The 22,222-nt window shown below is 75.0% G+C and carries 19 protein-coding genes, 1 pseudogene and 1 riboswitch; of the genes and pseudogenes, 7 read left to right on the top strand and 13 right to left on the bottom strand.

Translation table 11 applies throughout. The features are described from left to right. Window positions 1-15: 15 nt before the first annotated feature. Window positions 16-477: an NUDIX hydrolase gene (locus ACFVVA_RS12240; RefSeq protein WP_387688442.1), complete on the bottom strand. Its 462-nt coding sequence runs from the start codon at window positions 475-477 to the stop codon at window positions 16-18. Between the two features lie 21 nt (window positions 478-498). Then, complete coding sequence (locus tag ACFVVA_RS12235) at window positions 499-1,968, bottom strand: SDR family NAD(P)-dependent oxidoreductase (RefSeq protein ID WP_387688758.1); 1,470 nt, start codon at window positions 1,966-1,968, stop codon at window positions 499-501. 376 nt (window positions 1,969-2,344) lie between these two features. Here ACFVVA_RS12235 and ACFVVA_RS12230 point away from each other — a divergent pair, with 376 nt between their 5' ends. Then, the gene (locus tag ACFVVA_RS12230) at window positions 2,345-3,784 is read left to right on the top strand and encodes a GuaB1 family IMP dehydrogenase-related protein (protein ID WP_387688440.1); all 1,440 of its coding nucleotides are present in this window, start codon (window positions 2,345-2,347) and stop codon (window positions 3,782-3,784) included. Window positions 3,785-3,987: 203 nt separating this feature from the next. Here ACFVVA_RS12230 and ACFVVA_RS12225 read toward each other — a convergent pair. Next, window positions 3,988-4,701, bottom strand: a pseudogene (locus ACFVVA_RS12225) (DUF5995 family protein); the annotation flags it as partial. A 197-nt stretch (window positions 4,702-4,898) separates the two neighbouring features. Between ACFVVA_RS12225 and ACFVVA_RS12220 the strand changes: the two are divergent. Next, on the top strand, window positions 4,899-5,729 hold the full coding sequence (locus tag ACFVVA_RS12220) for a poly-gamma-glutamate hydrolase family protein (RefSeq protein ID WP_387688756.1): 831 nt from the start codon (window positions 4,899-4,901) through the stop codon (window positions 5,727-5,729). A gap of 100 nt (window positions 5,730-5,829) precedes the next feature. Here ACFVVA_RS12220 and ACFVVA_RS12215 read toward each other — a convergent pair whose 3' ends face one another. Together ACFVVA_RS12215 and ACFVVA_RS12210 are read right to left on the bottom strand one after the other, a co-directional pair. After that, the gene (locus tag ACFVVA_RS12215; protein ID WP_387688438.1) at window positions 5,830-6,219 is read right to left on the bottom strand and encodes a DUF3224 domain-containing protein; all 390 of its coding nucleotides are present in this window, start codon (window positions 6,217-6,219) and stop codon (window positions 5,830-5,832) included. A gap of 135 nt (window positions 6,220-6,354) precedes the next feature. After that, the gene (locus tag ACFVVA_RS12210) at window positions 6,355-7,446 is read right to left on the bottom strand and encodes a PP2C family protein-serine/threonine phosphatase (RefSeq protein WP_387688436.1); all 1,092 of its coding nucleotides are present in this window, start codon (window positions 7,444-7,446) and stop codon (window positions 6,355-6,357) included. Window positions 7,447-7,692: 246 nt separating this feature from the next. Between ACFVVA_RS12210 and ACFVVA_RS12205 the strand changes: the two genes are divergently transcribed. Next, window positions 7,693-8,670: a pseudouridine synthase gene (locus ACFVVA_RS12205; protein ID WP_387688434.1), complete on the top strand. Its 978-nt coding sequence runs from the start codon at window positions 7,693-7,695 to the stop codon at window positions 8,668-8,670. Window positions 8,671-8,735: 65 nt separating this feature from the next. Here the strand turns inward: ACFVVA_RS12205 and ACFVVA_RS12200 are convergent, their stop codons facing one another. Together ACFVVA_RS12200 and ACFVVA_RS12195 are read right to left on the bottom strand one after the other, a co-directional pair. Then, on the bottom strand, window positions 8,736-12,419 hold the full coding sequence (locus ACFVVA_RS12200; RefSeq protein ID WP_387688432.1) for a SpoIIE family protein phosphatase: 3,684 nt from the start codon (window positions 12,417-12,419) through the stop codon (window positions 8,736-8,738). A 180-nt stretch (window positions 12,420-12,599) separates the two neighbouring features. Beyond that, window positions 12,600-14,093, bottom strand: coding sequence for an MFS transporter (locus tag ACFVVA_RS12195; RefSeq protein WP_387688430.1), 1,494 nt, complete (start codon window positions 14,091-14,093; stop codon window positions 12,600-12,602). Between the two features lie 120 nt (window positions 14,094-14,213). Here ACFVVA_RS12195 and ACFVVA_RS12190 point away from each other — a divergent pair, with 120 nt between their 5' ends. Next, window positions 14,214-14,759 (top strand): winged helix-turn-helix transcriptional regulator, encoded by a 546-nt coding sequence (locus ACFVVA_RS12190; protein WP_380349656.1) that lies wholly within the window; start codon window positions 14,214-14,216, stop codon window positions 14,757-14,759. Window positions 14,760-14,913: 154 nt separating this feature from the next. Here ACFVVA_RS12190 and ACFVVA_RS12185 read toward each other — a convergent pair whose 3' ends face one another. The 4 genes from ACFVVA_RS12185 to ACFVVA_RS12170 all read right to left on the bottom strand — a co-directional run bounded on the left by ACFVVA_RS12185 (window position 14,914) and on the right by ACFVVA_RS12170 (window position 18,981). Then, a complete protein-coding gene (locus ACFVVA_RS12185; RefSeq protein ID WP_387688427.1) occupies window positions 14,914-16,116 on the bottom strand; it encodes an alpha/beta hydrolase family protein in 1,203 nt (400 codons plus the stop codon). 174 nt (window positions 16,117-16,290) lie between these two features. Beyond that, window positions 16,291-16,923 carry a hypothetical protein gene (locus tag ACFVVA_RS12180; protein ID WP_387688425.1) on the bottom strand — a complete coding sequence of 211 codons (633 nt, stop codon included), beginning with the start codon at window positions 16,921-16,923 and terminating at the stop codon, window positions 16,291-16,293. Between the two features lie 370 nt (window positions 16,924-17,293). Beyond that, window positions 17,294-18,358, bottom strand: coding sequence for a serine hydrolase domain-containing protein (locus tag ACFVVA_RS12175; RefSeq protein WP_387688423.1), 1,065 nt, complete (start codon window positions 18,356-18,358; stop codon window positions 17,294-17,296). Window positions 18,359-18,567: 209 nt separating this feature from the next. Next, window positions 18,568-18,981, bottom strand: coding sequence for an HIT family protein (locus ACFVVA_RS12170; RefSeq protein WP_387688421.1), 414 nt, complete (start codon window positions 18,979-18,981; stop codon window positions 18,568-18,570). A gap of 182 nt (window positions 18,982-19,163) precedes the next feature. Here ACFVVA_RS12170 and ACFVVA_RS12165 point away from each other — a divergent pair, with 182 nt between their 5' ends. Next, the gene (locus ACFVVA_RS12165; RefSeq protein ID WP_359898688.1) at window positions 19,164-19,352 is read left to right on the top strand and encodes a DUF1508 domain-containing protein; all 189 of its coding nucleotides are present in this window, start codon (window positions 19,164-19,166) and stop codon (window positions 19,350-19,352) included. A 93-nt stretch (window positions 19,353-19,445) separates the two neighbouring features. Here the strand turns inward: ACFVVA_RS12165 and ACFVVA_RS12160 are convergent, their stop codons facing one another. Next, window positions 19,446-20,141, bottom strand: coding sequence for an MSMEG_1061 family FMN-dependent PPOX-type flavoprotein (locus ACFVVA_RS12160; RefSeq protein ID WP_387688419.1), 696 nt, complete (start codon window positions 20,139-20,141; stop codon window positions 19,446-19,448). A gap of 161 nt (window positions 20,142-20,302) precedes the next feature. Here ACFVVA_RS12160 and ACFVVA_RS12155 point away from each other — a divergent pair, with 161 nt between their 5' ends. Then, window positions 20,303-20,617 (top strand): antibiotic biosynthesis monooxygenase family protein, encoded by a 315-nt coding sequence (locus ACFVVA_RS12155; RefSeq protein ID WP_359898684.1) that lies wholly within the window; start codon window positions 20,303-20,305, stop codon window positions 20,615-20,617. A 9-nt stretch (window positions 20,618-20,626) separates the two neighbouring features. Here ACFVVA_RS12155 and ACFVVA_RS12150 read toward each other — a convergent pair whose 3' ends face one another. Next, window positions 20,627-20,875, bottom strand: a complete 249-nt coding sequence (locus ACFVVA_RS12150) for an SCO4226 family nickel-binding protein (protein WP_387688417.1) — start codon at window positions 20,873-20,875, stop codon at window positions 20,627-20,629. A gap of 236 nt (window positions 20,876-21,111) precedes the next feature. Beyond that, a riboswitch (FMN riboswitch) is annotated at window positions 21,112-21,239 on the top strand. Between the two features lie 224 nt (window positions 21,240-21,463). On the opposite strand from ACFVVA_RS12150, the gene ACFVVA_RS12145 reads away from it, so the two are divergent. Continuing rightward, window positions 21,464-22,210 (top strand): riboflavin synthase, encoded by a 747-nt coding sequence (locus tag ACFVVA_RS12145; RefSeq protein WP_387688415.1) that lies wholly within the window; start codon window positions 21,464-21,466, stop codon window positions 22,208-22,210. Window positions 22,211-22,222: the final 12 nt, after the last annotated feature.

Raw genomic sequence — 22,222 nt, 5'->3', positions numbered from 1 at the left:
CCCCGCCGCCCGCCCTCAGCGGGCGACGGGGTAGCCGTGCGTCCCGGCCCGCACCCGCGGGGACAGCCCCGGCAGCCAGCTGCCGAGGACCAGCGCGGACGGGTAGAACATCGGCTCCGGCAGCGCGTCCACCGGGAAGCGCTCCCAGCCGGCGCAGGCGTGCGGCTCGGTGAGCACGGCCTCGGCCAGGCTGGGCGGCGCCAGCACGGCGGCGGTCAGCCGGGGCCGCCCGAGCTCGTGGTCGAGGTGGACGGCGAGCACCCGCATCTCCTCGGCGGGCAGCACGATGCCGGTCTCCTCGGCGAGTTCGCGGGCCGCGGTCCGCTCGAAGGACTCGCCGAGGTCGACCTTGCCGCCGGGCAGGCTCCAGGTGGGCGGCTCGCCGGCGGTGGTCCGGCGGCCGATCAGCACCCGGCCGTCCCCGGTGGGCACGATGATCCCCGCGCCGAGCAGCGGTGCGGTCGGTGCTGTGCTCAACTCGCCATCTCCTTCAGCAGGTCACCAGTTGGCGCGGTCGTAGTCCTTGAGGAAGCAGCCGTACAGGTCCTCGCCGGCCTCGCCGCGCACGATCGGGTCGTACACCCGCGCCGCGCCGTCGACCAGGTCGAGCGGGGCGTGGAAGCCCTCGTCGGCGAGCCGCATCTTGTCCGGGTGCGGGCGCTCGTCGGTGATCCAGCCGGTGTCCACGGCGGTCATCAGGATGCCGTCGGTCCGGAACATCTCCTCCGCGCTGGTGCGGGTGAGCATGTTGAGCGCGGCCTTGGCCATGTTGGTGTGCGGGTGGCCGGCGCCCTTGTAGCCGCGCGCGAACACGCCCTCCATCGCGGAGACGTTGACCACGTACTTGCGGCGGGACGCGGAGGCGGCCATCGCCGGGCGCAGCCGGCTGATCAGGATGAACGGCGCGGTGGAGTTGCAGAGCTGGACCTCCAGCAGCTCCATCGGGCCGACCTCCGAGACGGTCTGCACCCAGCTGTTGGTGTCCGCGAGGTCGGGCACCAGGCCGCCGGCGTCGATCGCGGTGCCGGCCGCGATCCGGGCGGGCGTGGCGGAGCCGGTGACCAGGGCCAGCGAGGTGACGTCCTCGGCGGTGATCCGCTGCACGTCGCCGCCCGCCTGATGGGGGAGTGCGGGCAGGTCGACGCTGCCGCTGCCGAAGCGGCCGATGGTGGTGGCCTGCGGCAGCTCGCCGGCCGGCAGCGGCGCGGACTCGGCGTTCACCAGCTCGCGGTAGGACTCCGGCGGGCGGCGCACGGTCTGCGCGGCGTTGTTGATCAGGATGTCCAGCGGGCCGTCGGCGGCGACCTCGTCGGCCAGTGCCAGCACCTGGGCCGGGTCGCGCAGGTCGATGCCGACGATCTTGAGGCGGTGGATCCACTCGGCGCTGTCCGGCATCGCCTTGAAGCGGCGGATCGCGTCGTTGGGGAAGCGGGTGGTGATGGTGGTGTGGGCGCCGTCGCGCAGCAGCATCAGCGCGATGTACATCCCGATCTTGGCGCGGCCGCCGGTGAGCAGCGCGCGCTTGCCGGTGAGGTCGGCGCGGGCGTCCCGGCGGGCGCGGTTCCTGACCGCGCAGTTCTGGCAGAGGTTGTGGTAGAAGGCGTCGACCTCGACGTACCGCTGCTTGCAGGTGTAGCAGGAGCGCGGGCGCTCCAGAATGCCGGCGATCTCGGTGGTGGTGACGGTGGTCAGGCCGAAGGCGCCGGCCGTCTCGTCGTCGATCCGGCTCGGCGCACCGGTGGCGGTGCGGGCGGTGACCTCGCGGTCGTTGGCGGTCTTGCGGGCCCGGGTCTCCTGGCGGCGCCGCTGCTTCAGGGTGCGGAATATGCCGCCGACGGCCTGGCGGACGGTGATCGCGTCCGGGTGGTCCACGTGCAGCTCGTCGAGCTCGGCGATCACCTCCAGGCAGAGCTTCAGCCGCTCGGGGTCGAGGCCGGGACCGTAGTCGATCTCCTCGGCGTCCCCGATCCGGTCCGGCGCGATGTCCGGCCGCGCGATGTCCGTCTGTTCGATGTCCGTCTGCCCGATGCTCACGCCTGCTGCCGCTTTCCCGTTCGCCACGCCCACACGCGTGAAGCCATGCCCGTTACCGCGTGAATGCTACGGGAGCGGTCCGGACCGGGGCGAAAACCGGACGTCGGAGGGGGTCTTTGGATGATCCTCCATGTCTACGCGCGGAGCATTGATCACGGTTTGTGGACAGCCCCAGCAAAGCTCCTCGAACTGGCTTTTGACCCCGCCCTCACGGAGAATCGAATGCTGGGTGCCGGGCGCCCGAGTGCGCTCCGGCGGCATCGCCGCAACCGCACCCGAGGTGTATCCCCCAGCCAGAGAGCCCTTCTTCATGCGCTTCCTGAACGACCTCAAGCCCTCGTACGACCTGACGTACGACGACGTCTTCATGGTCCCCAGCCGTTCCGCCGTGGGCTCCCGGCAGGGCGTGGACCTCTCCTCGAACGACGGCACCGGCACCACCATCCCGCTGGTCGTGGCCAACATGACCGCCATCGCCGGCCGCCGGATGGCCGAGACCGTCGCCCGCCGCGGCGGCCTGGTCGCCATCCCGCAGGACATCCCCACCGAGGTCATCGCCGAGGTCGTCTCCTGGGTCAAGCAGCGCCACCTGGTCTTCGACACCCCGATCACGCTCGCCCCGGGCGCCACCGTGGCCGAGGCCATCTCGCTGCTGCCCAAGCGCGCCCACAGCGCCCTCGTGGTGGTCGAGGACGGCAGGCCGGTCGGCGTGGTCACCGAGTCCGACTGCCAGGGCGTGGACCGCTTCACCAGCCTGGCCGACATCATGTCCCGCGAGCTGCTGGTGCTGGACGAGGGCATCGACCCGCGGACCGCCTTCGACAAGCTCACCGAGGCGCACCGCAAGCTCGCCCCGGTCGTGGACGGCGAGGGCCGGCTGGTCGGCCTCCTCACCCGCAAGGGCGCGCTGCGCGCCACCCTCTACACCCCGGCCGTGGACGCGGCCGGCAAGCTGCGGATCGCCGCCACCGTCGGCATCAACGGCGACGTCGCGGGCAAGGCCGCGGCGCTGATCGAGGCGGGCGCCGACGTGCTGGTGGTCGACACCGCACACGGCCACCAGGAGTCCATGATCAGCGCGCTGCGCGCGGTGCGCGGCCTGGACCCGCAGGTCCCGATCGTGGCCGGCAACGTGGTCTCCGCCGTCGGTGTCCGCGACCTGGTCGAGGCGGGCGCCGACATCCTCAAGGTCGGCGTCGGCCCCGGCGCCATGTGCACCACCCGGATGATGACCGGCGTCGGCCGGCCGCAGTTCTCCGCGGTCCTGGAGTGCGCCGCCGAGGCGCGGCGGCTCGGCAAGCACGTCTGGGCGGACGGCGGCGTGCGCCACCCGCGCGACGTCGCGATGGCGCTGGCCGCCGGCGCCTCCAACGTGATGATCGGCTCCTGGTTCGCCGGGACCTACGAGTCCCCGGGCGACCTCCAGACCGCCGCCGACGGCCGCCAGTACAAGGAGAGCTTCGGCATGGCCTCGGCCCGTGCGGTGAGCAACCGCACCGCCCAGGACTCCTCGTACGACCGGGCCCGCAAGGCGCTGTTCGAGGAGGGCATCTCGCACTCCCGGATGTTCCTCGACCCGGCCCGCCCGGGCGTCGAGGACCTGATCGACTCGATCATCGCGGGTGTCCGCAGCTCCTGCACCTACGCGGGCGCCGCCAGCCTGGAGGAGTTCCACGAGAAGGCGATCGTGGGCATCCAGAGCGCGGCCGGCTACGCCGAGGGCAAGCCGCTGCACTCCAGCTGGGCCTGATCGCCGCCGGCGCCCGCCGCGCCCGCGTCCGTACCGCCGGCCGTCCGGTTCCTCGCCTCGGGGAGCCGGGCGGCCGCGGCCGTCACGGGGGCCTGCCGCCCGGTGCCCGGCACGTCTACCGGTCCGCTGCCCGGCCCGGCGTCCGGCACCTGGTCCGGCCCGGCGTTCGGCCCACCGTCCGGCCCGGGTGGGAGCAGTGCTCCGAGCGGGAGCAGCAGGGCGCGGCCGAGCAGTCCGACCGAACCGTCCAGCGCGGCGGCGAAGGCCCGGGCCGCGCCCGGCAGGTACCGCAGCTCCCACAGTGCCTCCACGGCGCTCCAGGCGCCCTCCCGGGCGGCCCCGACCGACCAGACGCCGAGCAGGTGGGGGAGCGGCTCGGCGAGCTCCAGCAGGTCGGGCCCGGGCATCAGCTGCTCCCGGACGGCCGTCTCCACCTCGGCCAGCACCTGGTTGATCCGGTGGTAGTCCTCCTCGACGGCGGCGGGCTCGCAGCCCCGGCGGCGGCAGGTTTCCACGACGGCCAGCGGCAGGTCGTGCTGGATGTGGGCGTTCATCCCGGCCAGTGCGAACTGCAGCGGGTGCACTCCCGGGTGGGCGCGCAGCGCGAACAGCGGCCGCCAGCAGGCGGGCGGCTCCCGTCCGGCCGCGTCGGCGGCCACGGCCCGCAGGTAGTGCCCGGCGAACACCACGTCCAGCTCGGCCGTCGCCCGCGGGTCGGCGAAGCACCCGCGGTCCAGCCGGTCGCGGACCGCCTGCGTCACGGTGAGGTAGATCCGGTTGAAGACCGCCACCCCGTCGGCCGGGGGCAGCCCCGCCCCGATCCGCCGCAGCCGGTCGATCACCCGCCCGACCGCGGCCGTCCTCGTGGCCGCCCGCGCCGGCGCTGCCGTCGTACGATCCACCGCCGTGCCGGGCATGCGCCACCCTCCGATGCCGATCGTGCACTGATCGCATCATCGTGACAGCGTGGGCGGGTGCCCGGGGGACGCAGCACGAGCCCGGCGAGCCGGTGTCACACGATCAGGCTGATTCCGTCCGTGGCACGGCAGGTATTCGGTCATGACGGTGCAGGGGCTTTGCCGATCCCCCACCCCCTGCCATCATCCCTGCCGTGATCAACCGACGAACCCTCATCGCCGCGTTCGCCGCGGCCCCGGCCCTCGGCACCCTCGGTGCCGTCGTGGGAAGCACCCCCGCGAGCGCCGCCGCCGACCTGTACCCCTCCAACACGGCCCTCTACGCCAGCCCGACCGTGGTCGAGGGCGTGGACTACGGCCGCCGCTACCGCCGGCACCTGATGGACGACCAGAGCCTGCAGGGCCGCACGTCCGTCGTCCGGACCACCGTCGTCGCCCCGCACGGCGGTGGCATCGAGGTCGGCACCTCCGAACTCTGCCTGGCCGTCGCCGGCTACCACCCGGCCGACCTCGCGCCGACCCCGGCCGCCGGGCCGACGCACGACTTCTGGATGTTCGAGGGCCTGCGCTCCTCCAACAACGGCGAGCTGCACGTCACCTCGACCCACTGCGACGACGGCGTGGCCCGGGCGATGTGCGGCGGCAGCCTCAACGTGGTGTCGCTGCACGGCTGCACCGCCGCCCAGGCCGGTCTGGAGGCCGGTGCCCAGGCCGTGCTGGTCGGCGGCCTGAACGCCACCCTCCGCCAGTACCTGATGGAGGAGTTCGCGGCGGCGGGCATCCGGGCGGTGACCGCCTCCGGCGAGGAGGAGATCGCGGGCATCTCCCCGGAGAACATCTGCAACCGCAGCCTGCTCGGGATGGGCGCCCAGCTGGAGATGACCACCGAGCTGCGGGCCGCGATGTTCGCCCCGGGCAAGAACACCCGCGCCGACCGGGCGACCAACACCCTGCCGCTGTTCTGGAGCTTTGCGACCGCGGTCCGGGCCGCGATCCGGCGGCTGGAAGCGGGCCAGCCCGTCCTCTGACGGGCCGGGCAGGCGGTCAGCCGGTCAGCCGGACAACTGGGCAGCCGGCCGTGGCACGCGCGGCCGGCGTCAGCCCGGCCGGCCACTCCAGGACGTGGCGTCAGCCCAGCTCGTACTCCAGGACGTAGGTGTGGGCGCCGGACCCGTCGACGGTCAGCCGGAACTCCCCGGTGATCCCGGACAGCTCGCCCGCGCCCGTGCCCGGCACCACGCGTATCGTCGTGCCGGTGGTGTCCCAGGCCGTGTGCTGGAGCACGAACGAGCCCGCGCGCCCGTCCAGTTCACCCGTCACGTGCTCCACCGCGACGTACGAGGCCGGGCTGCCGGAGGGGCCCGCGACGGAGAGCATTCGCACCTCGCTCGCCCCGCTCAGCCCGCCCGTGAAGGTCTTGGCGATCCGGACCCGCCCGAAGGCCGCGCCATCCCGCTCCTCCGTCTCCACCGGCTCGAACGCGGTGAGCTCGAACGACCCGCTCGCCCTGTTCCCCATGGCACCGTCCCCTCGTCGACCGTCCACTGCTGGGCGGCCGGCTCCCCGCCGACCGCGAACCGAGCCTTGCACACCCCACTGACAATCGCGTCCGGGCCACTCGCCGGAACCGCCGGAGCCGGTGGCGCGGCCCGGTCACGGCTCCCAGCGGATCGCCAGCACCGCCGCGTCGTCGGCCAGCCCGGTGGCCCCGACCCAGTCGCCGACGTCCTCCAGCACCGCGTCCAGCAGGTCCGCCGGCGAGCCGCCGTGCAGGCCGGGCAGCCGCTCCGCGATCGGGTAGAACCGGCCCCCGGCGTCCCGGGCCTCCGACACCCCGTCGGTGTGCAGGAGCAGGACGTCACCCGGCTCCGGCTCGAAGGGCCGGGCCGGGTACCCGCCGCCGGTGAGCCCGAGCAGCCCCAGCGGCGGCGCCGGGAACGGCGGCTCCAGCTCGCTCACCCGGCCCGCCCGGCGAAGCAGCGGGGGCGGGTGGCCGCAGTTCACCAGCCGCACCGGCCCCCGGTCCGCCGCCACGTCGAGCAGCAGCGCGGTGGCGAACCGCCCCTCGTCCGACGGCCGGGCGGCGAGCGCCGCGTCCAGCCGCTCGGCGAGCCGGCCGGGATCGGGTTCGGTCCGGGCGGCCTCCCGGAACACCCCGAGGACGTCCGCCGCCGTCTCCACCGCCGGCAGTCCGTGCCCCTGGACGTCCCCGAGCAGGATGCGCACCCCGAAGCGGGTCTCCACCACGGCGTACAGGTCCCCGCCGATCCGCGCCTCGGCGGCCGCCGCCACGTACCGCACCGCGACGCGCAACGGCCCGATCCGCTCCGGCGGCGGGCGCAGCAGGGCCCGCTGCGCCGCCTCGGCCACCGTCCGGACCTGGAACAGCTCCCGCTCGCGGGCCGCCACCAGGACGACACTGGCGGCGCTGGCCAGGGTCGAGGCCAGGACGGTGACCGGCACGCTGATCCGGACCGAGAGCGGCAGCTGCGCGTTGGCCGACTCCAGCAGCCCGACGGTGAGCAGCGCCACCGCACCGACCAGCAGCGGCACCCGGGCCCGCCGGGTGGTCGCGCCGGCCAGCACCGGGGCCACCGCGAGCAGCGGGGCCAGGGTGGTTCCGGGCCCGATCGCCAGTGCGGCCACGACGGCGGCGACCAGCAGCAGGAGCGCGCCGTAGAGCAGCAGCCGGGTCCGCCTCGGCAGGTGCAGCGGCGGCACCCCGTCCGGGCCGTCGGCGGTCACGCGTCCTCCAGTGGTGCCGGTCGGTCGTTCCGGCGGGTCGATCCCGGGGGTGGTCCGGCCGGCCGGTGTGCAGGTCGGCCGGGTCCGGCCGGGTCGGTCCGGCCGCACCCCGGTCCGCCGGCCGCCCGGCGTACGGTCGGAGGCCCCCGGCGGAACGAGGGCCTCCGGTCCACTGTCCCTGCCCGGCCCCGGGTCAGCACCTCGGCCGCGGGACGCGCGCCGGCGCGCACTACGCTGGGCCGGGAGATGAGACGCAAGAGCCGCCGACCGGCCTCCCCCCTCCCGCAGCGCCACGGCGTGGACCCGGTGCACCTCCGGCTGCCGCTCGAAGGCCCCTGGCCGACGGTGCGGGACCACCTGGTGGACCGGCTGCCCGCCGTCCCGGCCGAGCGGATCGACGCGGCCCTGCGGGACGGCGAGATCGTCGGCGAGCACGGCCCCGTCGCCCCGGCGGAGCCGTTCCGGCCCGGCGCCCACCTCTGGTTCCACCGGGACCGGCCCGAGGAGGTGCGCGTCCCCTTCGAGCTGGTCGTGCTGCACCGCGACGAGCACCTGGTGGTCGTCGACAAGCCGCACTTCCTGGCCACCACCCCGCGCGGCCGGCACGTGGCCGAGACGGCGCTGTCCCGGCTGCGGCACAGCCTCGACCTGCCCGCGCTCAGCCCCGCCCACCGCCTGGACCGGCTCACCGCGGGCCTGGCCATGTTCGTCGTCCGCCCGGAGGACCGCGGCGCCTACCAGACGCTGTTCCGGGACCGCCTGGTGCGCAAGGAGTACCGGGCGATCGCCGCGTACGACCCGGAGCTGAGCCTGCCGCGCACCGTGCGCAGCCACATCGTCAAGGAGCGCGGGGTGATCGCCGCGCGGGAGATCGACGCCCCGCCCAACAGCGAGAGCCGGATCGACCTGCTGGAGCGCCGCGACGGCCTGGCCCGCTACCGGCTGCGGCCGCTGAGCGGGCGCACCCACCAGCTGCGGCTGCACATGTGCGGCCTCGGACTGCCGATCCTCGGCGACCCGGTCTATCCGGTGGTGCTGCCCGAGCCGGCCCCGGACGACTTCCGCGGCCCGCTGCAGCTGCTCGCCTCGGCCGTCGAGTTCACCGACCCGCTGACCGGCCGCGAGCGCCGTTTCGAGACCCGCCGCACGCTGGCCGCCTGGACCGACCCCCAGGGCTGGGCCGACGGTGCCGCGACCGGGTCCCGGGACGTTCACAGGCCCTGAGGGGCGGTCCGCGCGGCGCGGGCCGTCGGCGAGGACGTGGGCGAAGGTGACGACCGGGAGGCCGTTCAGGCGGGCGGGGCGGTCCCCGGGGGCAGCTCCAGCTCGAACCAGACCACCTTGCCGTCCTTGGTCCGGCGGCTGCCCCAGCGGTGCGCGAGCTCGTTGACCAGGTGGATGCCCCGGCCGCCCTCGTCCTCGGTGCGGGCACGGCGGATCCGCGGCACCTCGGACTCCTGGTCGGCGACCTCGACGGTGAGCACCCGGTTGCAGTACAGCCGCAGCTGGGTGGGCGATCCGGCGTGCACCAGGGCGTTGGTGATCAGCTCGCTGGTGAGCAGTTCGGCCCAGTCGGCGAGCGCGTCGAGACCCCAGGCGGTCAGCGTCTCGCGGGTGAAGCGGCGCGAGTGGGCGACCATGGCGTGGTCCCCGGTGAGCGGGAGGGTGGCGATCCGGTCGGCTCCCCGCGGCCGGACCTGCGCCATGATGACGGCGATGTCGTCCTCGCCGGTGGTCTCGGTGAGCCGGCTCAGGACGGCCTCGCAGGTCTGCTCCAGCGAGTCGCGCCGATCGGCGACGGTCCGGCAGAGCAACTCCAGCCCCTCGTCCAGGTCCTGGCCCCGGCGCTCGACCAGGCCGTCCGTGTAGAGCGTGAGGATGCCCTCCTCGGGGAGGGTGAACTCGGCGTTCTCGAAGGCGACTCCGCCCACCCCGAGCGGAAGGCCGGACGGCAGCTCGACCAGGTGCGCCCGCCCCTCGGTGTCGGCGACCACGGGCGGCAGGTGCCCGGCGCTGGCCGCGGTGCAGTGGCGGTCCACCGGGTCGTACACCACGCAGACGCAGGTGGCGAACTGGCCCTCGCCGACCGTCGCGGTCGCCTCGTCCAGCCGGTACAGCACCCGCGCCGGGTCCAGGTCCAGGGTGATCAACGTCCGTGCCACCGTGCGGAGCTGGCCCATCGTGGCGGCGGCCCGGATGCCGTGGCCCATCACGTCGCCGACGATCAGCGCGACCCGCCCGGACGACAGCGGCACCACGTCGAACCAGTCGCCGCCGACCTCGCTGACCACGCTGCTCGGCAGGTAGCGGTAGGCGAGGTCCAGCCCGAGGGTGCGGTGCACCTCCTGCGGCAGCAGACTGCGCTGGAGGGTGAGCGCGGTGTCCCGCTCACGGCGGTAGAGCCGGGCGTTGTCGATCGCCAGCGCGGTGCGGGCGGCCAGCTCCTCGGCCAGCGAGCGGTCCTCCGGGCCGAACGGTGCCGGGTTGCGGGTGCGGACGAACTCCGCGCCGCCCAGCACGTGTCCGCGCGCCACCAGCGGCACCATCAGGTACGAGTGCACCCCGGCGTCCAGGCTCGGCTGCACCCGGTCGGGTGAGGCGACGATCCGGCGCAGCTCCTCCTCGGTCACCTCGGCGACCAGGATCGAGCGCCGGGTGCGCAGGCTCTGCGCGTACAGGCCGGCCGATTGCGAGGTCTCGCCCACCTCGTCGGCGGCCTCGTGCATGGTGCCGTCCGAGCCGGTCTCGCCGACCGCGACCGCCCGCATCAGCACCGGTCCCTCCGCCGGGACGGCCCCGGGCTCCTCGCCGCTGAGCACCGCCTCGCGCAGGTCCACGGTGACGAAGTCGGCGAAGCGCGGGATCACCACCTCCACCAACTCCCGGGCCGTGCGGTACAGATCGAGCGTGGTGCCGATCCGGTTGCTGGCCTCGTTCAGCAGCGACAGCCGCTGCTGGGCGGCCCACGCCTCGTCCAGCGCCCGCTGCCGGGCGGCGGCCGCGTCGCGCTCGCGGGTGAACAGCAGCGCGTTGTCGATCGAGACGGCCGCCCGCAGCGCCAACTCCCCGGCCAGCGCCACGTCGGCCTCCTCGTACGGGCGCTCGACCAGCGTGCGGTAGAAGCCCGCCACGCCGACCGGCGTGCCGCGCGCGATCAGCGGGACCGCCATGAACGACTGCACGTTCTGCTCCCGGACGGCGGCCTGGCGCACCGGGTCCTCGGCGAACCAGGCCATGCCCTCCTCGTCCATCCGCGGCACCAGCACCGGCTTGCGGTGCGCCAGGCACCACGCGTACGGCGAACCGGGCAGGAAGCGGTGCAGGTTGCCGGTGCGGTCGATCGGGGACAGGGTCGAGCCGCGCACCGAGTGGAAGGCCATCCGCCGCAGCAGCGCCGAACCGTCCACCGGGGCGGTCGCCTCGCGCTCGCCGCGGACCAGCTCCTCCAGCACCTCCACCACCACCGTGTCGGCCAGCCTCGGCGTCGCGACCTCGGCCAGCTCCTGGGCGGTCTGGGCGAGGTCGAGCGTGGTGCCGATCCGGGTGGAGGCCACGTTGACCAGCGCCAGGCGCTCCTGCGCGGCCTTGGCCTCGCGCAGCGCCTGCTGCCGCGCCAGCACCGTCCGGTGCTGGCGCAGGTACAGCCGGGCGTTGTCGATCGCGACGGCGGCGCGCGAGGCCAGCTCGTCGCCGAGCGTGATGTCGGCCGCCGCGAAGGATTCCCGCGAGCCGCGCCGCGAGTACACCACCATGCCGAGCGTCGTGCCGCGCGCCACCAGGGGGGTGATCCGCACCGAGCGCGGGCGGTCGCCGAAGAAGGCCTGGCGGCGGCTCTCGTTGAGGCGCTCGCTCAGCGCCGGCAGCTCCCAGGACGGCACCACCACCGTGCGCCCGCCGGTCAGCGCCCGGGCGTACGGGGAGTCCGGCGGCAGCTCGTACACGGCGTCCAGCGGCAGCGCCTCGGCCGGGTACTGGTTGTCGGCGGAGGCGATCGCCAGGCGCCGTACCAGCAAGGGGGCCTCCGGTGGGGACGGCTCGACGCTCCGGCCGGCCACCAGCTCCTCCAGCCCGAACACCGCGCTGATGTCGGCGACCCTGGGCACCATCGCGTCGACCAGTTCCCGGGCGGTCTGCCGCAGGTCCAGCGTGGTGCCGATCGAGGCGGTCGCGTCGACCAGCAGGGACAGCCGCTCCTGGGCGCGGGCCGCCCGGGCGTCGGCGTGGAACCGCTCGGTGATGTCGATGACGGTCGCGCACACCCCGAGCACCCGGCCGCCGCGGTCCCTCAGCCGGAAGTAGGAGGCCGACCAGGCGTGGTCGTGGCTCGGGTCGCCCGGGGTGCGGCCGTGCGCGAGGTCGTCCACCACCGGCTCGCCGCTCTCCAGCACCCGGCGCATCACCGCCTCGGACTCGGGGCCGTTGATCCTGGGCAGCACCTCGGTGAGCCGTCGGCCCAGCGGGCCTTCGACGCTCAGGCCGTTGGCCTCCGCCAGCGCCCCGTTCAGCCGGACGAAGCGCAGGTCGGTGTCGAACACCGCCATGCCCACCGGGGACTGGGTGAAGAACCCGTCGAGGAGGGCCAGGTCGGCCTGGAGCCGGTGCAGCGTGGTCACCTCGGAGGCGACCGCCAGCACCATCGGCGCGCCGCCGGGGCCAAGGATCGGATGGGTGCGGAACTCCAGGTCCACCAGGTGCCCGTCCCGGTGCCGGACCGGGAAGACCCCGGACCAGGGCCGGCCCGCCAGGATCTGCCGGAACAGCTGGAGCACCTCCGGCCGGTGCTCGTCGGAGGTCAGCAGGGTCGCCGCCCGGGCACCCACCGCCTCCTGCGCCGGGTGTCCGAGCAGCGCCTCCGCGTCACTGCTCCAGTGCAGGATGCGTCCGTCGGCGTCGATCAGCGCAGTGGCGATCGGCACCATCAGCAGGGCGTCCCGCCGAGGCTGCCCCGCGCGCTGCGCGTAGTGGTCCACCATGGCCAGAGAACCGTCCCAGATGCCGTCCGGAGATCGTTCCCACCAGCAACTGCCATCTTCGCACGCGCTCCCGGGCGGCCGCTCACCGTGGCAGCGGGCGCTCGGGGCGTTCCGGGCGCTCCGGTCCGGTGGAGGCCCGGTCCGGTGGGTGGGCGTCCGCCGGGGCCGACGTCCGGTGCGTCACCGCGGGGCCGTGGGCCGGCGGGCCGGCCGTGCGGCGTCCGTCCCCGCGCCCGAGCGGGCTTCGGCGGTGCGGGCGGCGAGGGCGAGCAGCGCGCCGGCCAGGCAGAGGGCGGCCGCGACCAGGACGGCCCGGTCGGCGCCCGCCGCCAGGGCGCGGGCCGCGGCCCCGGGGTCGGACGAGCCGGGCCGGGCGGATCCGGCGACGGCGACCGTGACCGCCACGCCGAGGGCCGAACCCAGGTAGCGGGAGGTGTTGTTGGCGCCGGAGCCCATCGCCGCCCGGTGCGCCGGGACGCTGCCGATCGCCAGCCGGGCCAGGGCCGCGTTGAGCACCCCGCTGCCGACGCCCGCAACCGCGAGCCCCGGCACCAGCCGCAGCCAGGACGAGCCGGGCGCGAGCCCGTACAGTCCCAGCTCGCCCGCGCCGCAGGCCAGCAGGCCGAGGGAGACCTGGGTGGTGGCGGACAGCCGGGCGGCCAGGCGGCGGGCCTGGAGCGCGGAGACCACCGACAGGCCCGACCACACGACCAGCACGCCGGCCGCGGCCGGACCGGAGAGGCCGAGTACGCCCTGGAGCAGGGTGGGCAGGTAGCTCATGAAGCCGACCAGCGACAGCCCGGTGAACAGCGCCCCGCCGGTGGCCGCGACGAAGCCGGGCTCGCGGAACAGGGCGAGGTCCAGCATCGGCTCCCGGGCCCTCGCCTCGACCACCGCGAACGCCGCCAGCAGCAGCACCCCGCCGGTCAGCAGTGCCACCGCGGTGGGCCGCCCCCAGCCGTCGCGGCCCTCGGCCAGTCCGGCGATCAGGCAGGAGGTGCCGGCGGCGAGGGTGAGCACCCCGTACGGGTCGAGCGCTCGCGGCCGCTCGGCCCGTGACTCGGTGAGGACGGCGACGGCGAAGCCGGCCACCACGGCCGAGCCCGCCGCGATACCGCCGCCGACCGCACGCCACCCGGCCCACTGCTGGACCAGCGCGCCGTACACCGGCCCGACCGCGATGCCGAGGCCGACCGCCGCGCCCCAGACGCCGAGTGCCCGGATCCGGTCGGGCCCGGTCGGGTGGGCGTGGCCGATCAGGCCGAGCGCGGGTGCCAGGACGGCCGCCGAGGCGACACCGAGGAGCACCCGGGAGGCCAGGTAGACGGCGCCGCCGGGGGAGAGTGCGGCCAGTGCCTCGGCGGCCGTGAACAGCAGCACGCCGAAGGTGAAGACCCGCTTGCGGCCGTGGTCGTCGGCGGCGCTTCCGGCGGTGAGCAGCAGCGCGGAGATGCCGACCAGGGTGCCGGTGAGGATCCAGGTGCGGCCGGCGGCGCCCAGGTGGGCGGCCTGGGCGGTGGCGGCGAGCGAGGCGGTGGGGGCGGTGTACGCGACGGTGGTCAGGGCGGTCGCCGCCGCGGTGGTCGCCAGCGTGGCGGCGGGCCGGAGGCGCGGGCCCGGGGCGGTGGGTGAGTCGGGCGAGGCGGGTGAGGAGCCAGGTGGTGCGGGGGACATGGGTGTTCCCTCCGGGGGCCGGACCCTTTGGTCTGGTGAATGAACCCCCTCTCGGGCGGCACGCTACCACCGTCAGTCTGTTCATTGAACCCTCAATGGGGGTGGACTAGGCTGACGCCCATGGCCCTGGGAACCGACTACGAGCTGCAGGAGTGCGCACTGGCCCGCGCCCTGGAGGTGGTCGGCGAGCGCTGGAGCCTGCTGATCGTGCGCGACGCGTTCTACGGGGTGCAGCGTTTCAACGACTTCCTCGCCCACCTCGGCATCCCGCGCGCCGTCCTCACCTCGCGCCTCAACGCCCTGGTCGCGGCCGGGGTGCTGCGCAAGGAGCCGTACCAGCGGGCGCCGCTGCGCCACGGCTACCTGCTCACCGGGACCGGCCTCGAACTCTGGGGCCCGCTCTACCAGCTGAGCCGCTGGGGTGGCCGGCACGCCACCGACGGCGGCTCGTACCACCTCTTCGCGCACGCCGACTGCGGCACCGACCTCGACCTGGTCGGTGTCTGTCCCGCCTGCGGCGGCGGGCCCGTCCCGCCGACCGCGGTCGTCATGCGGCCCAACCCCGCCCGCGCCGGCTCCCACCGGGAGGACCCGGTTTCTCGCGCCCTGGTCCGCCCCCACCCGCTGCTCGAACCGATCGCCTCGGCGGCGCCCCCGACCGGCTGACCGCCGGCCCGCGCGCCGCCGGCCCCACGCCGCCGGGCCCGCACGCCGCCGGGCGCGCACGCTGACGGGCCCGCACGCCGACGGGGCCGCCGGCGCAGTGCCGACGGCCCCGCCCGGGCCGCTGTCACCCGGGAGCGGCGACCGGGGACAGCCTTCAGGGGGTGAAGCGCACCTCCGGGGTGGCGGCGCTCGGCCCGTCGAGCAGCGGCTGCGGGACGCCCTTCAGCTGGAGGTCGAAGAAGGCCCCGACGTACTGCCGGGTGAGCGCGAGGGCGCGCCCGCTCCCGAGCGTGGTGTACGGGCCCTTGGGGAGGCCGAGTCCCTCGAAGAAGACCGGGAGGTCGGTGAAGCTGCCGTGGTCGGAGCCGTCGACGGTCAGCAGGCGCTTCCAGCCGTCCAGCCGGGCCCAGCTCGTGACCCAGGACGGGTCCTCGGCGCCGTCGGCCAGCGGGTGGCCGATCATCATGAACGGCTTGCCGCCGAGGCCGGACTCGGGCACCAGGTAGTGCATGGTGCCGTCCAGGTTGACCCCGGCCCGGATCCGGTCGTCGGTGAGCAGGGCGGGGACGGTGGAGGCGCCGCCCGCGGAGTGCCCGGCCATGCCGATCCGGTCGCGGTCGATCAGCCGGGCGTAGCGCCAGGCCGGGTGCGGGCGGTCGGTCAGCCGGTCGATGACGAAGGAGACGTCCTTCGCCCGGCCCGCCTCCAGGCGCGCCGCGGCCGCGTCGCCGACGACGATGCCGCAGGCCGTGCAGGGGAGCGTCCGGCCGTCGGGGAAGGTGGTCCCGGTGTTCTCGTAGGTGTGGTCGATCACCGCGACGACGTAGCCGTGGCTGGTCAGGTCCTCGGCGAGGCCGCTGAGCGTGGTGCGCGGCATGGTGAAGCCGGGCGACAGGACCACCAGCGGGTAGTGGCCGCCCTGCGGGCGCGCCCCGGACTCCGACCACGTTCGGGTTCCGGACACCACCTCGGTCGGGATGGTGTTGCCCGCCACCTTTCCGTCCAGCAGCGCCCGGGCGGCCGCAGGCGTCATGTACGGGGCGGGGGTGCCCGTCCCGGCGTGCGCGGGGTAGTACATCGAGACCATCAGCTGACGCGGACCGGAGGCGGGCACCCACGGGTCCGGACGGTTCCGGTCCACCAGGTGCAGGACCTCCTGCCCGACCGCGTACGGCCCGGTCGGGCGGGGGAGTTCGATCCGGGCGGCGGCCCGGTCGGCCGGGCCGGCGGCGGTGTCGGCTGCTGTGGTGCCGGAGTTGACGGGCGGCGCGGCCAGGGCCGGCGCGGCGGCGGCGACGGACAGCGGAAGTGCGAGCAGCAGGGCCGCCGCGGCGGCGGTCGTACGGAGTCGGCTCATGCCAGCGACGGTAGGTCGTGGGCAAGGGAACTGACGTCCGCTCAGCGGCGTACTGATCCCTTCCGGGAAGGGCTGCCGGCGCCCCTTAGGGGTGGGCGTCGGAAGGGCGGGCGGGTGCCCGCCCGGCGGCGGTCGACCGGCGGCGGCCGACCGACGGGGGTCAACCGACGGGGGTCAACCGGCGGCGGCCGCCCGGAGGTCCTCCAGGAAGTCCGCGGCCGCACGGGCGTTGGGCACCGCGAGGGCCAGCGGGAGACCGGCCGAGTGGGTTCGGATCTCCAACTCGCCGAGACCGGAGGCCCGGGCCGAGCGCACCTCCGCCCACCGGTGGGCCTCCGTCGCGGCGAGCGGGTGCGGCGGCCGGTGCACCAGCCCGCCGGCCGTCACCGTCAGCCGCCCCCGGACGAAGCGCACGCTCCCCTCGGTGCGCAGCGTCTCGTGCAGCGCGGCCCGGAACCCGGGGGAGAGGCGCTCCTCCAACTCCCGGAACAACGCGCCCAGGCCGCGCAGGTGCGCCAGCTCCAGCGGCTCGTCCGCGCCCGCCGGCCATATTCGCCCGTGCTCGGGCACCCCGCGCGGCCCGCCGGGGGAGTACTCGGTGGCCTCCACGGCGCCCCAGGGCAGCGACGTCTCCCCGCCCTCGGCCGGGACCAGCACCAGCCCGCCCTCGTGGACCCGGACGGAGCGCAGCCCGGGCGCGGGGCGCAGCCGCTCGTACCCGCTCACCGCCACCACCGCGGCGGCGGCCAGCACGGGCGAGGGCCACCACCCGCCGAGTGCCACGCAGACCGCCACGGATATGACCACTCCGCAGGAGTGCAGCCACACCCGTGCCGGCCAGGACAGCGGCCGGCACCTCCGGTGCACCCGCACCACCGGGCCGAGCCGACCGGCACCGCCGCTCGTCCCGGTGGTGCGGGAAGCGCCGGTCGCACCGGCCGAACCGGAAGCGCCGGCCGACCGCACGCGCGTCGGCGACCACGTCACCGCCATGGCGACCCCCTCTCACTCGGCGGAATCCCCCGTCGGAACCGCGACCGCCGGATCCCAGCATCAACCGCTCGTCGCCGCTGGCGACAGTGCCAATCGGCACCTTTTGGACCGAATCGGCCCCGCCATCATCGCGCCCCGGCCGGGGCCGCCCACCAGCGGGGGTGCGAACGGGGCGGGCCCGCCCTCACCCCGCCGTCGCGAACCCGTTCTGCAGCTCGCGCAGCAGCGCCGTGCCCGCCGGATCGGCCGACCGGCGGGTGTTGACCAGCACCACCACGCCCACCTGCTTCTCCGGGTCGAAGGCGACGAAGGAACGGAAGCCGCCCGTGCCCCCGTTGTGCCAGATCTGGAGGTGCCCGCCCTGCTGGGCGCGCAGCCGGTGCCCGAGCCAGCCCAGGTGCGTCCAGGCGAACGGGTTGACCCGGTGGCGGGTCTCCCGGGTGAGGGCGATCGCCGGCGACAGCGGCGCGTCCGGCTCGCGCACGGCGGCCAGTTGGGCCCGCAGGAACACCGCCAGGTCGGCGGCGGTCGAGCGGAGCCCGCCCATGCCGGGCACGGCCGCGAAGGTCCAGGGCGGCACCGGCCGGCCGCCCGGCGTGTGACCGTGCGCCAGGCGCGCGGACCGTTCCCCGTCCGGCCGCAGACCGGTGTCCGCCAGGCCCAGCGGCGCACCGACCTCGCGTGCCACCAACTCCTCGTACCCGAGGCCGGACCGCTGCGCGAGGGCCAGGCCGAGCAGGCCCGCGCCGAGGTTGGAGTAGCGGAATCCACGCCCGGGCGCGGACCGCAGTCGCGTCCGCGCGAGCCCGTCGAGCACCCGCTCGGCGGTGCAACCGGCATACGGATCGGGCATGTTGGGGGACAGCAGCGACTGCAGCGCCATGCCCCGGGGCAGTCGGGGGAGCCCCGAGGTGTGGGTGGCGAGGTGCCGCAGGGTGATCGGTTCCCGGCCCTTGGCCGGGACGACGGCAGGACCGCCCGAGGGCCCGGTGAGCACCTCGGCGAGCGGGTCGTCCAGCCGGACCGCACCGTCGAGGGCCAGCCGCGCGAGCGCGAGCGAGGTGAACACCTTGGTGACGGAACCTATCTCGAACAGGGTGCGCGGCCCGGGCACCCCACCACCCGGACCGGTCCGCCCGGCGCCGCGGATCTCCACAACACCGCCGGCCAGCCCGGCGACCACCGCGCCGACGTGGCGGCCCGCGAGCCGGTCGGCCGTCTGCTGCACGAGGCAGGCGAGTTCGTTCATGGTCGCGAGCCTAGACACCCCCACCGGCCGGATCGTCCGCCCGGAAAACGATATCGACCCCCGCCGGTGCTCCCGCAGGCGTACGCCCGCCGGTGCTCCCGCAGGCGTGCGCCCGGCAGTGGCCCGCAGGCGTACGCCCGGCAGTGGCCCGCAGGCGTACGCCCGGCAGTGGCCCGCACGCCGGCGACGTCCTCGACCCGCCGCGCCCCTCAGCCCTCCAGCGCCTCCCGCAGCCGGCCCGCGATCTCCGCCGCCCCCGCCTCGTCCGGATACCGCCGCCGCGGCCAGAAGAACCCGCGCAGCCCGTCCTTCGGATTGCGCGGCACCACGTGGACGTGCAGGTGCGGCACCGACTGGCTGATCCGGTTGTTCGCCGCGACGAAGCTGCCGGCCGCGCCCAGCCCGCGCTCGACGGCCGTCGCCACCCGCTGCACCCGCAGGAAGAACGGTCCCACCTCCGCGGCCGGCAGGTCGGCCAGGGTCGGGTGGTGGGCGCGCGGTACGACCAGCACGTGCCCGGGGAACAGCGGTCGGCGGTCCAGGAAGGCCACCGCGGCCTCGTCGTCCAGCACCCGGTGCGCCGGCTCCTCGCCCGCCACCACCGCACAGAAGACGCAGTCCATCCGTCCATTCAAACCACGGGCGGCCGTCCCGGCACTCCCGCCGACCCCCGCGGATCCGGCTTCACCCGTCCGGCTCCCGCCCGGGTGCGGCCGCTCCGGCGCCGGGCGCACGGTGGCGCCGGGGGCAGGGCGGCGGGCGCATCGAGCGTTCCGCGAGGCGGCCCCGCGAGGAGGTGGCCCGGATGCCGGGCAAGTTCGAGGTCTATCAGGACGCCGGCGGCAAGTACCGGTTCCGGCTCAAGGCGGGCAACGGCGAGATCGTCGCCACCGGCCAGGGCTACGCCAGCAAGGACGCCGCCCACAAGGGTGTCGAGGCGGTCCGGCGGGCCGCCGACGGCGCGGCCGTGGAGGACCTTCCCAGGGCGGCCTGAGCGCGCGCCGCCCGGCGACCGGTCCGCCCCGGGGCCGGTCGCCGGGCGTCCCGCGCGGAGCGGGGTCCGAGCGGCCCCGGCACCCCACTCGTATCACTCGTACCGGTACAGCAGTGCCTCCCGCTCGTACTGCTCGATCAGCTCCACGGTCAGCGACTCGTCCCGCAGGTGCGAGAGCGTGACCTCCGCCGAACTCGGCTGCGCGTCCTTGGCGAGCCAGTTCTCCGGCTTCCACGCCGAGGAGCGCAGGAAGGCCTTCGGGCAGTGCCCGTACACCTCCTCGACGGCGACCACGATCGCGCTGCGCGGCGGCTTGCCGACGGCGGTCAGCTGCCGCAGCAGCTCGGGGTCGGTCGAGACGCAGGCCCGCCCGTTGACCCGCAGCGTGGTGTCCCGGCCCGGGACGACGAAGAGCAGCCCGACCCGGCCGGTCTCCAGGATGTTGTGCAGGGTGTCCAAGCGCTTGTTGCCGGTGGCGTCCGGAATGGCCAGGGTGTACGGGTCGAGCACCGAGACCAGCCCGGCGGGCCCGCCGCGCGGGGAGACGTCGCAGCGTCCGGCGGCGTCGGTGCTGGCCACGAACACCAGCGGGGAGCAGGCGATCAGGTGCTGGGCGACCTCGTGCAGGTGGTCGACCTGCTTGCGGCGGGCCTGGTCGCCGGGCTGCTCGTAGATCTCCCGCAGCTGGGCGGGGTCGCTGAGCGCGCCCGCGTGGAGGGCGTCGAACAGGCCGCCCGGCCGGTCCGGCGCGGAGGTTGACGAAACGGCAGATTCCGGTGTGGTCGTCATACCGGGAATGTAGCCGAGGCCGCTCGGCGCACCCCGCCCCCGCACTCCCGCGGCCCGCCGTGAAATTCCGCCCTCACCCCTCCCCACCAGCGGTTCCACGCTCATAATGGGGGCCAGGGAGCACTGGGACAAGGCCCACCGGGCAGCCGGAGGTGGTGGTCGTGATCGTCAGAATCTGGGCCGGGCAGGTCCTCGCCGATCGACTCGATGAGTTCTGCGCGCACCTGGCCGCCCAGGTGATCCCGCAGCTCGGGCGGACCGAGGGCTGCCTCGGCGGCGAGCTGCTGCGCTCGGTGTCCGAGGACCGGCACCGGGTGCTGGTGCTGAGCCGCTGGCGCGACGAGGAGGCCCTGCGCGGGTACGCGGGGCCGATGTGGCGGATCCGGCCGGTCTGGTCGGAGGGTGAGCTGAGCTACCTCGCCCACCCGCCGGAGGTCACCCACTTCTTGCAGATTGCCGCACCGGCCACGCTCTGAGCCGGGCTCTCACACCGACAGCGGCACCGAATGGATCTCGTCCGCCGGGTGCCCGGAGCGGTCGTGGACCCGCTGCACGGCTTCCTTGGACGGCGCGTCGGAGAGGCAGTACACCGTGCCCGATTCCGGGTCCGCCCAGGCCTGCTGGAAGTGGACGCCCTCCTCGCCCTGGATCGCCAGATCGGCCATGTGGGCCTGTTTGAGCTGCTCCTCCGTGATGCCGGTCATCCCGTGGTGGACGTCCATGAACTTCGCCATCGCCCTCGCCTCCGTAGCTTCGACGTGTCATCGGCAGGGCCCCGACTACCAGCCTCGCCCCGGCCGTCCGCCTGCGCCACCAGACCGCCGGGCCCGTGCCCGCGGACCGGCTCGCGCGAGCGGCGGACGGCACCCGCCGCGCATTCCCCGCACGCCCGTGAAACAGACCACAGGCACGGGGCCTCCCTGCCGTTGCGCCGACCGTGGCACAATGACGGCATCAAGCAGTGACGTTCAGCGCACTCCGGGGTCGGTGAAAATCCGAACCGGCGGTTACAGTCCGCGACCCGTCCGCAGCCAGCGGCCGGTTGACCAGGTGAAATTCCTGGACCGACGGTTAAAGTCCGGATGGGAGGCGTGCGCGGGCGGACGAAGAGCAGTACCCGTGGGTCCAGTGGCGGAGAACCGTCCTCCGGGCCCCGGTCAGGTGAACGACGGGAGCGGTGTCTCCCGTGCCGGGCGAGCGATCTCCCGGCGGCCTCGGCATCCCCGGCGACGGGTGGTGTCCCCGGTCCGTGCGCCGGTGCCCGTCCGTGTCATCTCCCATGCCGCCCCGGAGTCCGCGCCCCAAGCGCGAGGAGAACCCGGGTGTTCACCGGCATCATCGAAGAGCTCGGCGAGGTCGTGTCGATCCAGGAGATCGGCGACTCCTCGCGGATCCGCCTGCGCGGCCCGGTGGTCTGTACGGGTGCCCGGCACGGCGACTCCATCGCGGTCAACGGCGTGTGCCTGACCGTCGTCGACGGCCCGGCGGAACTGGCCGCCGGCACCGGTGAGTTCAGCGCCGACGTGATGGCCGAGACGCTGCACCGCTCCAGCCTCGGCGAACTGGCGCCCGGCTCCCGGGTCAACCTGGAGCGCGCCATGGCGCTCGGCGACCGGCTGGGCGGTCACCTCGTCCAGGGCCATGTCGACGCCACCGGGCGGCTGTTGAGCCGAGAGCCCGGCGAGCGCGACGCGGCGGGCGACCTGCGCTGGGAGGTGCTGCGGTTCTCGCTGCCTGGGACCATCGCCCGCTACCTGGTGGAGAAGGGCTCGATCACGGTCGACGGCGTCAGCCTCACCGTGGTGGAGGCCGCGCGGGACAGCTTCACCGTCAGCCTCATCCCGGCCACCCTCGCGCTCACCACGCTCGGCGCCAAGGGCGTCGGGGAGAGCGTCAACCTGGAGGTGGACGTGCTGGCGAAGTACGTCGAGCGGCTCCTGGAGTCCCGCACCCTCCCGAACCTGCCGAACCTCTTTAACCCGTCGGGCCTGTCCGACCCGTCCGAGCTGTCCGACCTGTCCAACCCGTCCGGCCGGCCGGTCGACGGAACCCCGGGGGAGTCCAAGTGAGCTGGCTCAGCG

It is taken from the genome of Kitasatospora sp. NPDC058048, from assembly GCF_042885555.1.
Taxonomy (GTDB): domain Bacteria; phylum Actinomycetota; class Actinomycetes; order Streptomycetales; family Streptomycetaceae; genus Kitasatospora; species Kitasatospora lactacystinica.
Note: the sequence above shows the minus strand (reverse complement) of the source record. Positions and strands in the feature narration are given on the sequence as shown.

Bases quoted from the DNA above. Each gene is read 5' to 3' on its own strand.
- ACFVVA_RS12230 (WP_387688440.1), top strand. From the start codon at position 2,345: ATGCGCTTCCTGAACGACCTCAAGCCCTCGTACGACCTGACGTACGAC.
- ACFVVA_RS12215 (WP_387688438.1), bottom strand. From the start codon at position 6,219: ATGGGGAACAGGGCGAGCGGGTCGTTCGAGCTCACCGCGTTCGAGCCG.
- ACFVVA_RS12205 (WP_387688434.1), top strand. From the start codon at position 7,693: ATGAGACGCAAGAGCCGCCGACCGGCCTCCCCCCTCCCGCAGCGCCAC.
- ACFVVA_RS12200 (WP_387688432.1), bottom strand. From the start codon at position 12,419: ATGGTGGACCACTACGCGCAGCGCGCGGGGCAGCCTCGGCGGGACGCC.
- ACFVVA_RS12195 (WP_387688430.1), bottom strand. From the start codon at position 14,093: ATGTCCCCCGCACCACCTGGCTCCTCACCCGCCTCGCCCGACTCACCC.
- ACFVVA_RS12190 (WP_380349656.1), top strand. From the start codon at position 14,214: ATGGCCCTGGGAACCGACTACGAGCTGCAGGAGTGCGCACTGGCCCGC.
- ACFVVA_RS12185 (WP_387688427.1), bottom strand. From the start codon at position 16,116: ATGAGCCGACTCCGTACGACCGCCGCCGCGGCGGCCCTGCTGCTCGCA.
- ACFVVA_RS12175 (WP_387688423.1), bottom strand. From the start codon at position 18,358: ATGAACGAACTCGCCTGCCTCGTGCAGCAGACGGCCGACCGGCTCGCG.
- ACFVVA_RS12170 (WP_387688421.1), bottom strand. From the start codon at position 18,981: ATGGACTGCGTCTTCTGTGCGGTGGTGGCGGGCGAGGAGCCGGCGCAC.
- ACFVVA_RS12165 (WP_359898688.1), top strand. From the start codon at position 19,164: ATGCCGGGCAAGTTCGAGGTCTATCAGGACGCCGGCGGCAAGTACCGG.
- ACFVVA_RS12160 (WP_387688419.1), bottom strand. From the start codon at position 20,141: ATGACGACCACACCGGAATCTGCCGTTTCGTCAACCTCCGCGCCGGAC.
- ACFVVA_RS12150 (WP_387688417.1), bottom strand. From the start codon at position 20,875: ATGGCGAAGTTCATGGACGTCCACCACGGGATGACCGGCATCACGGAG.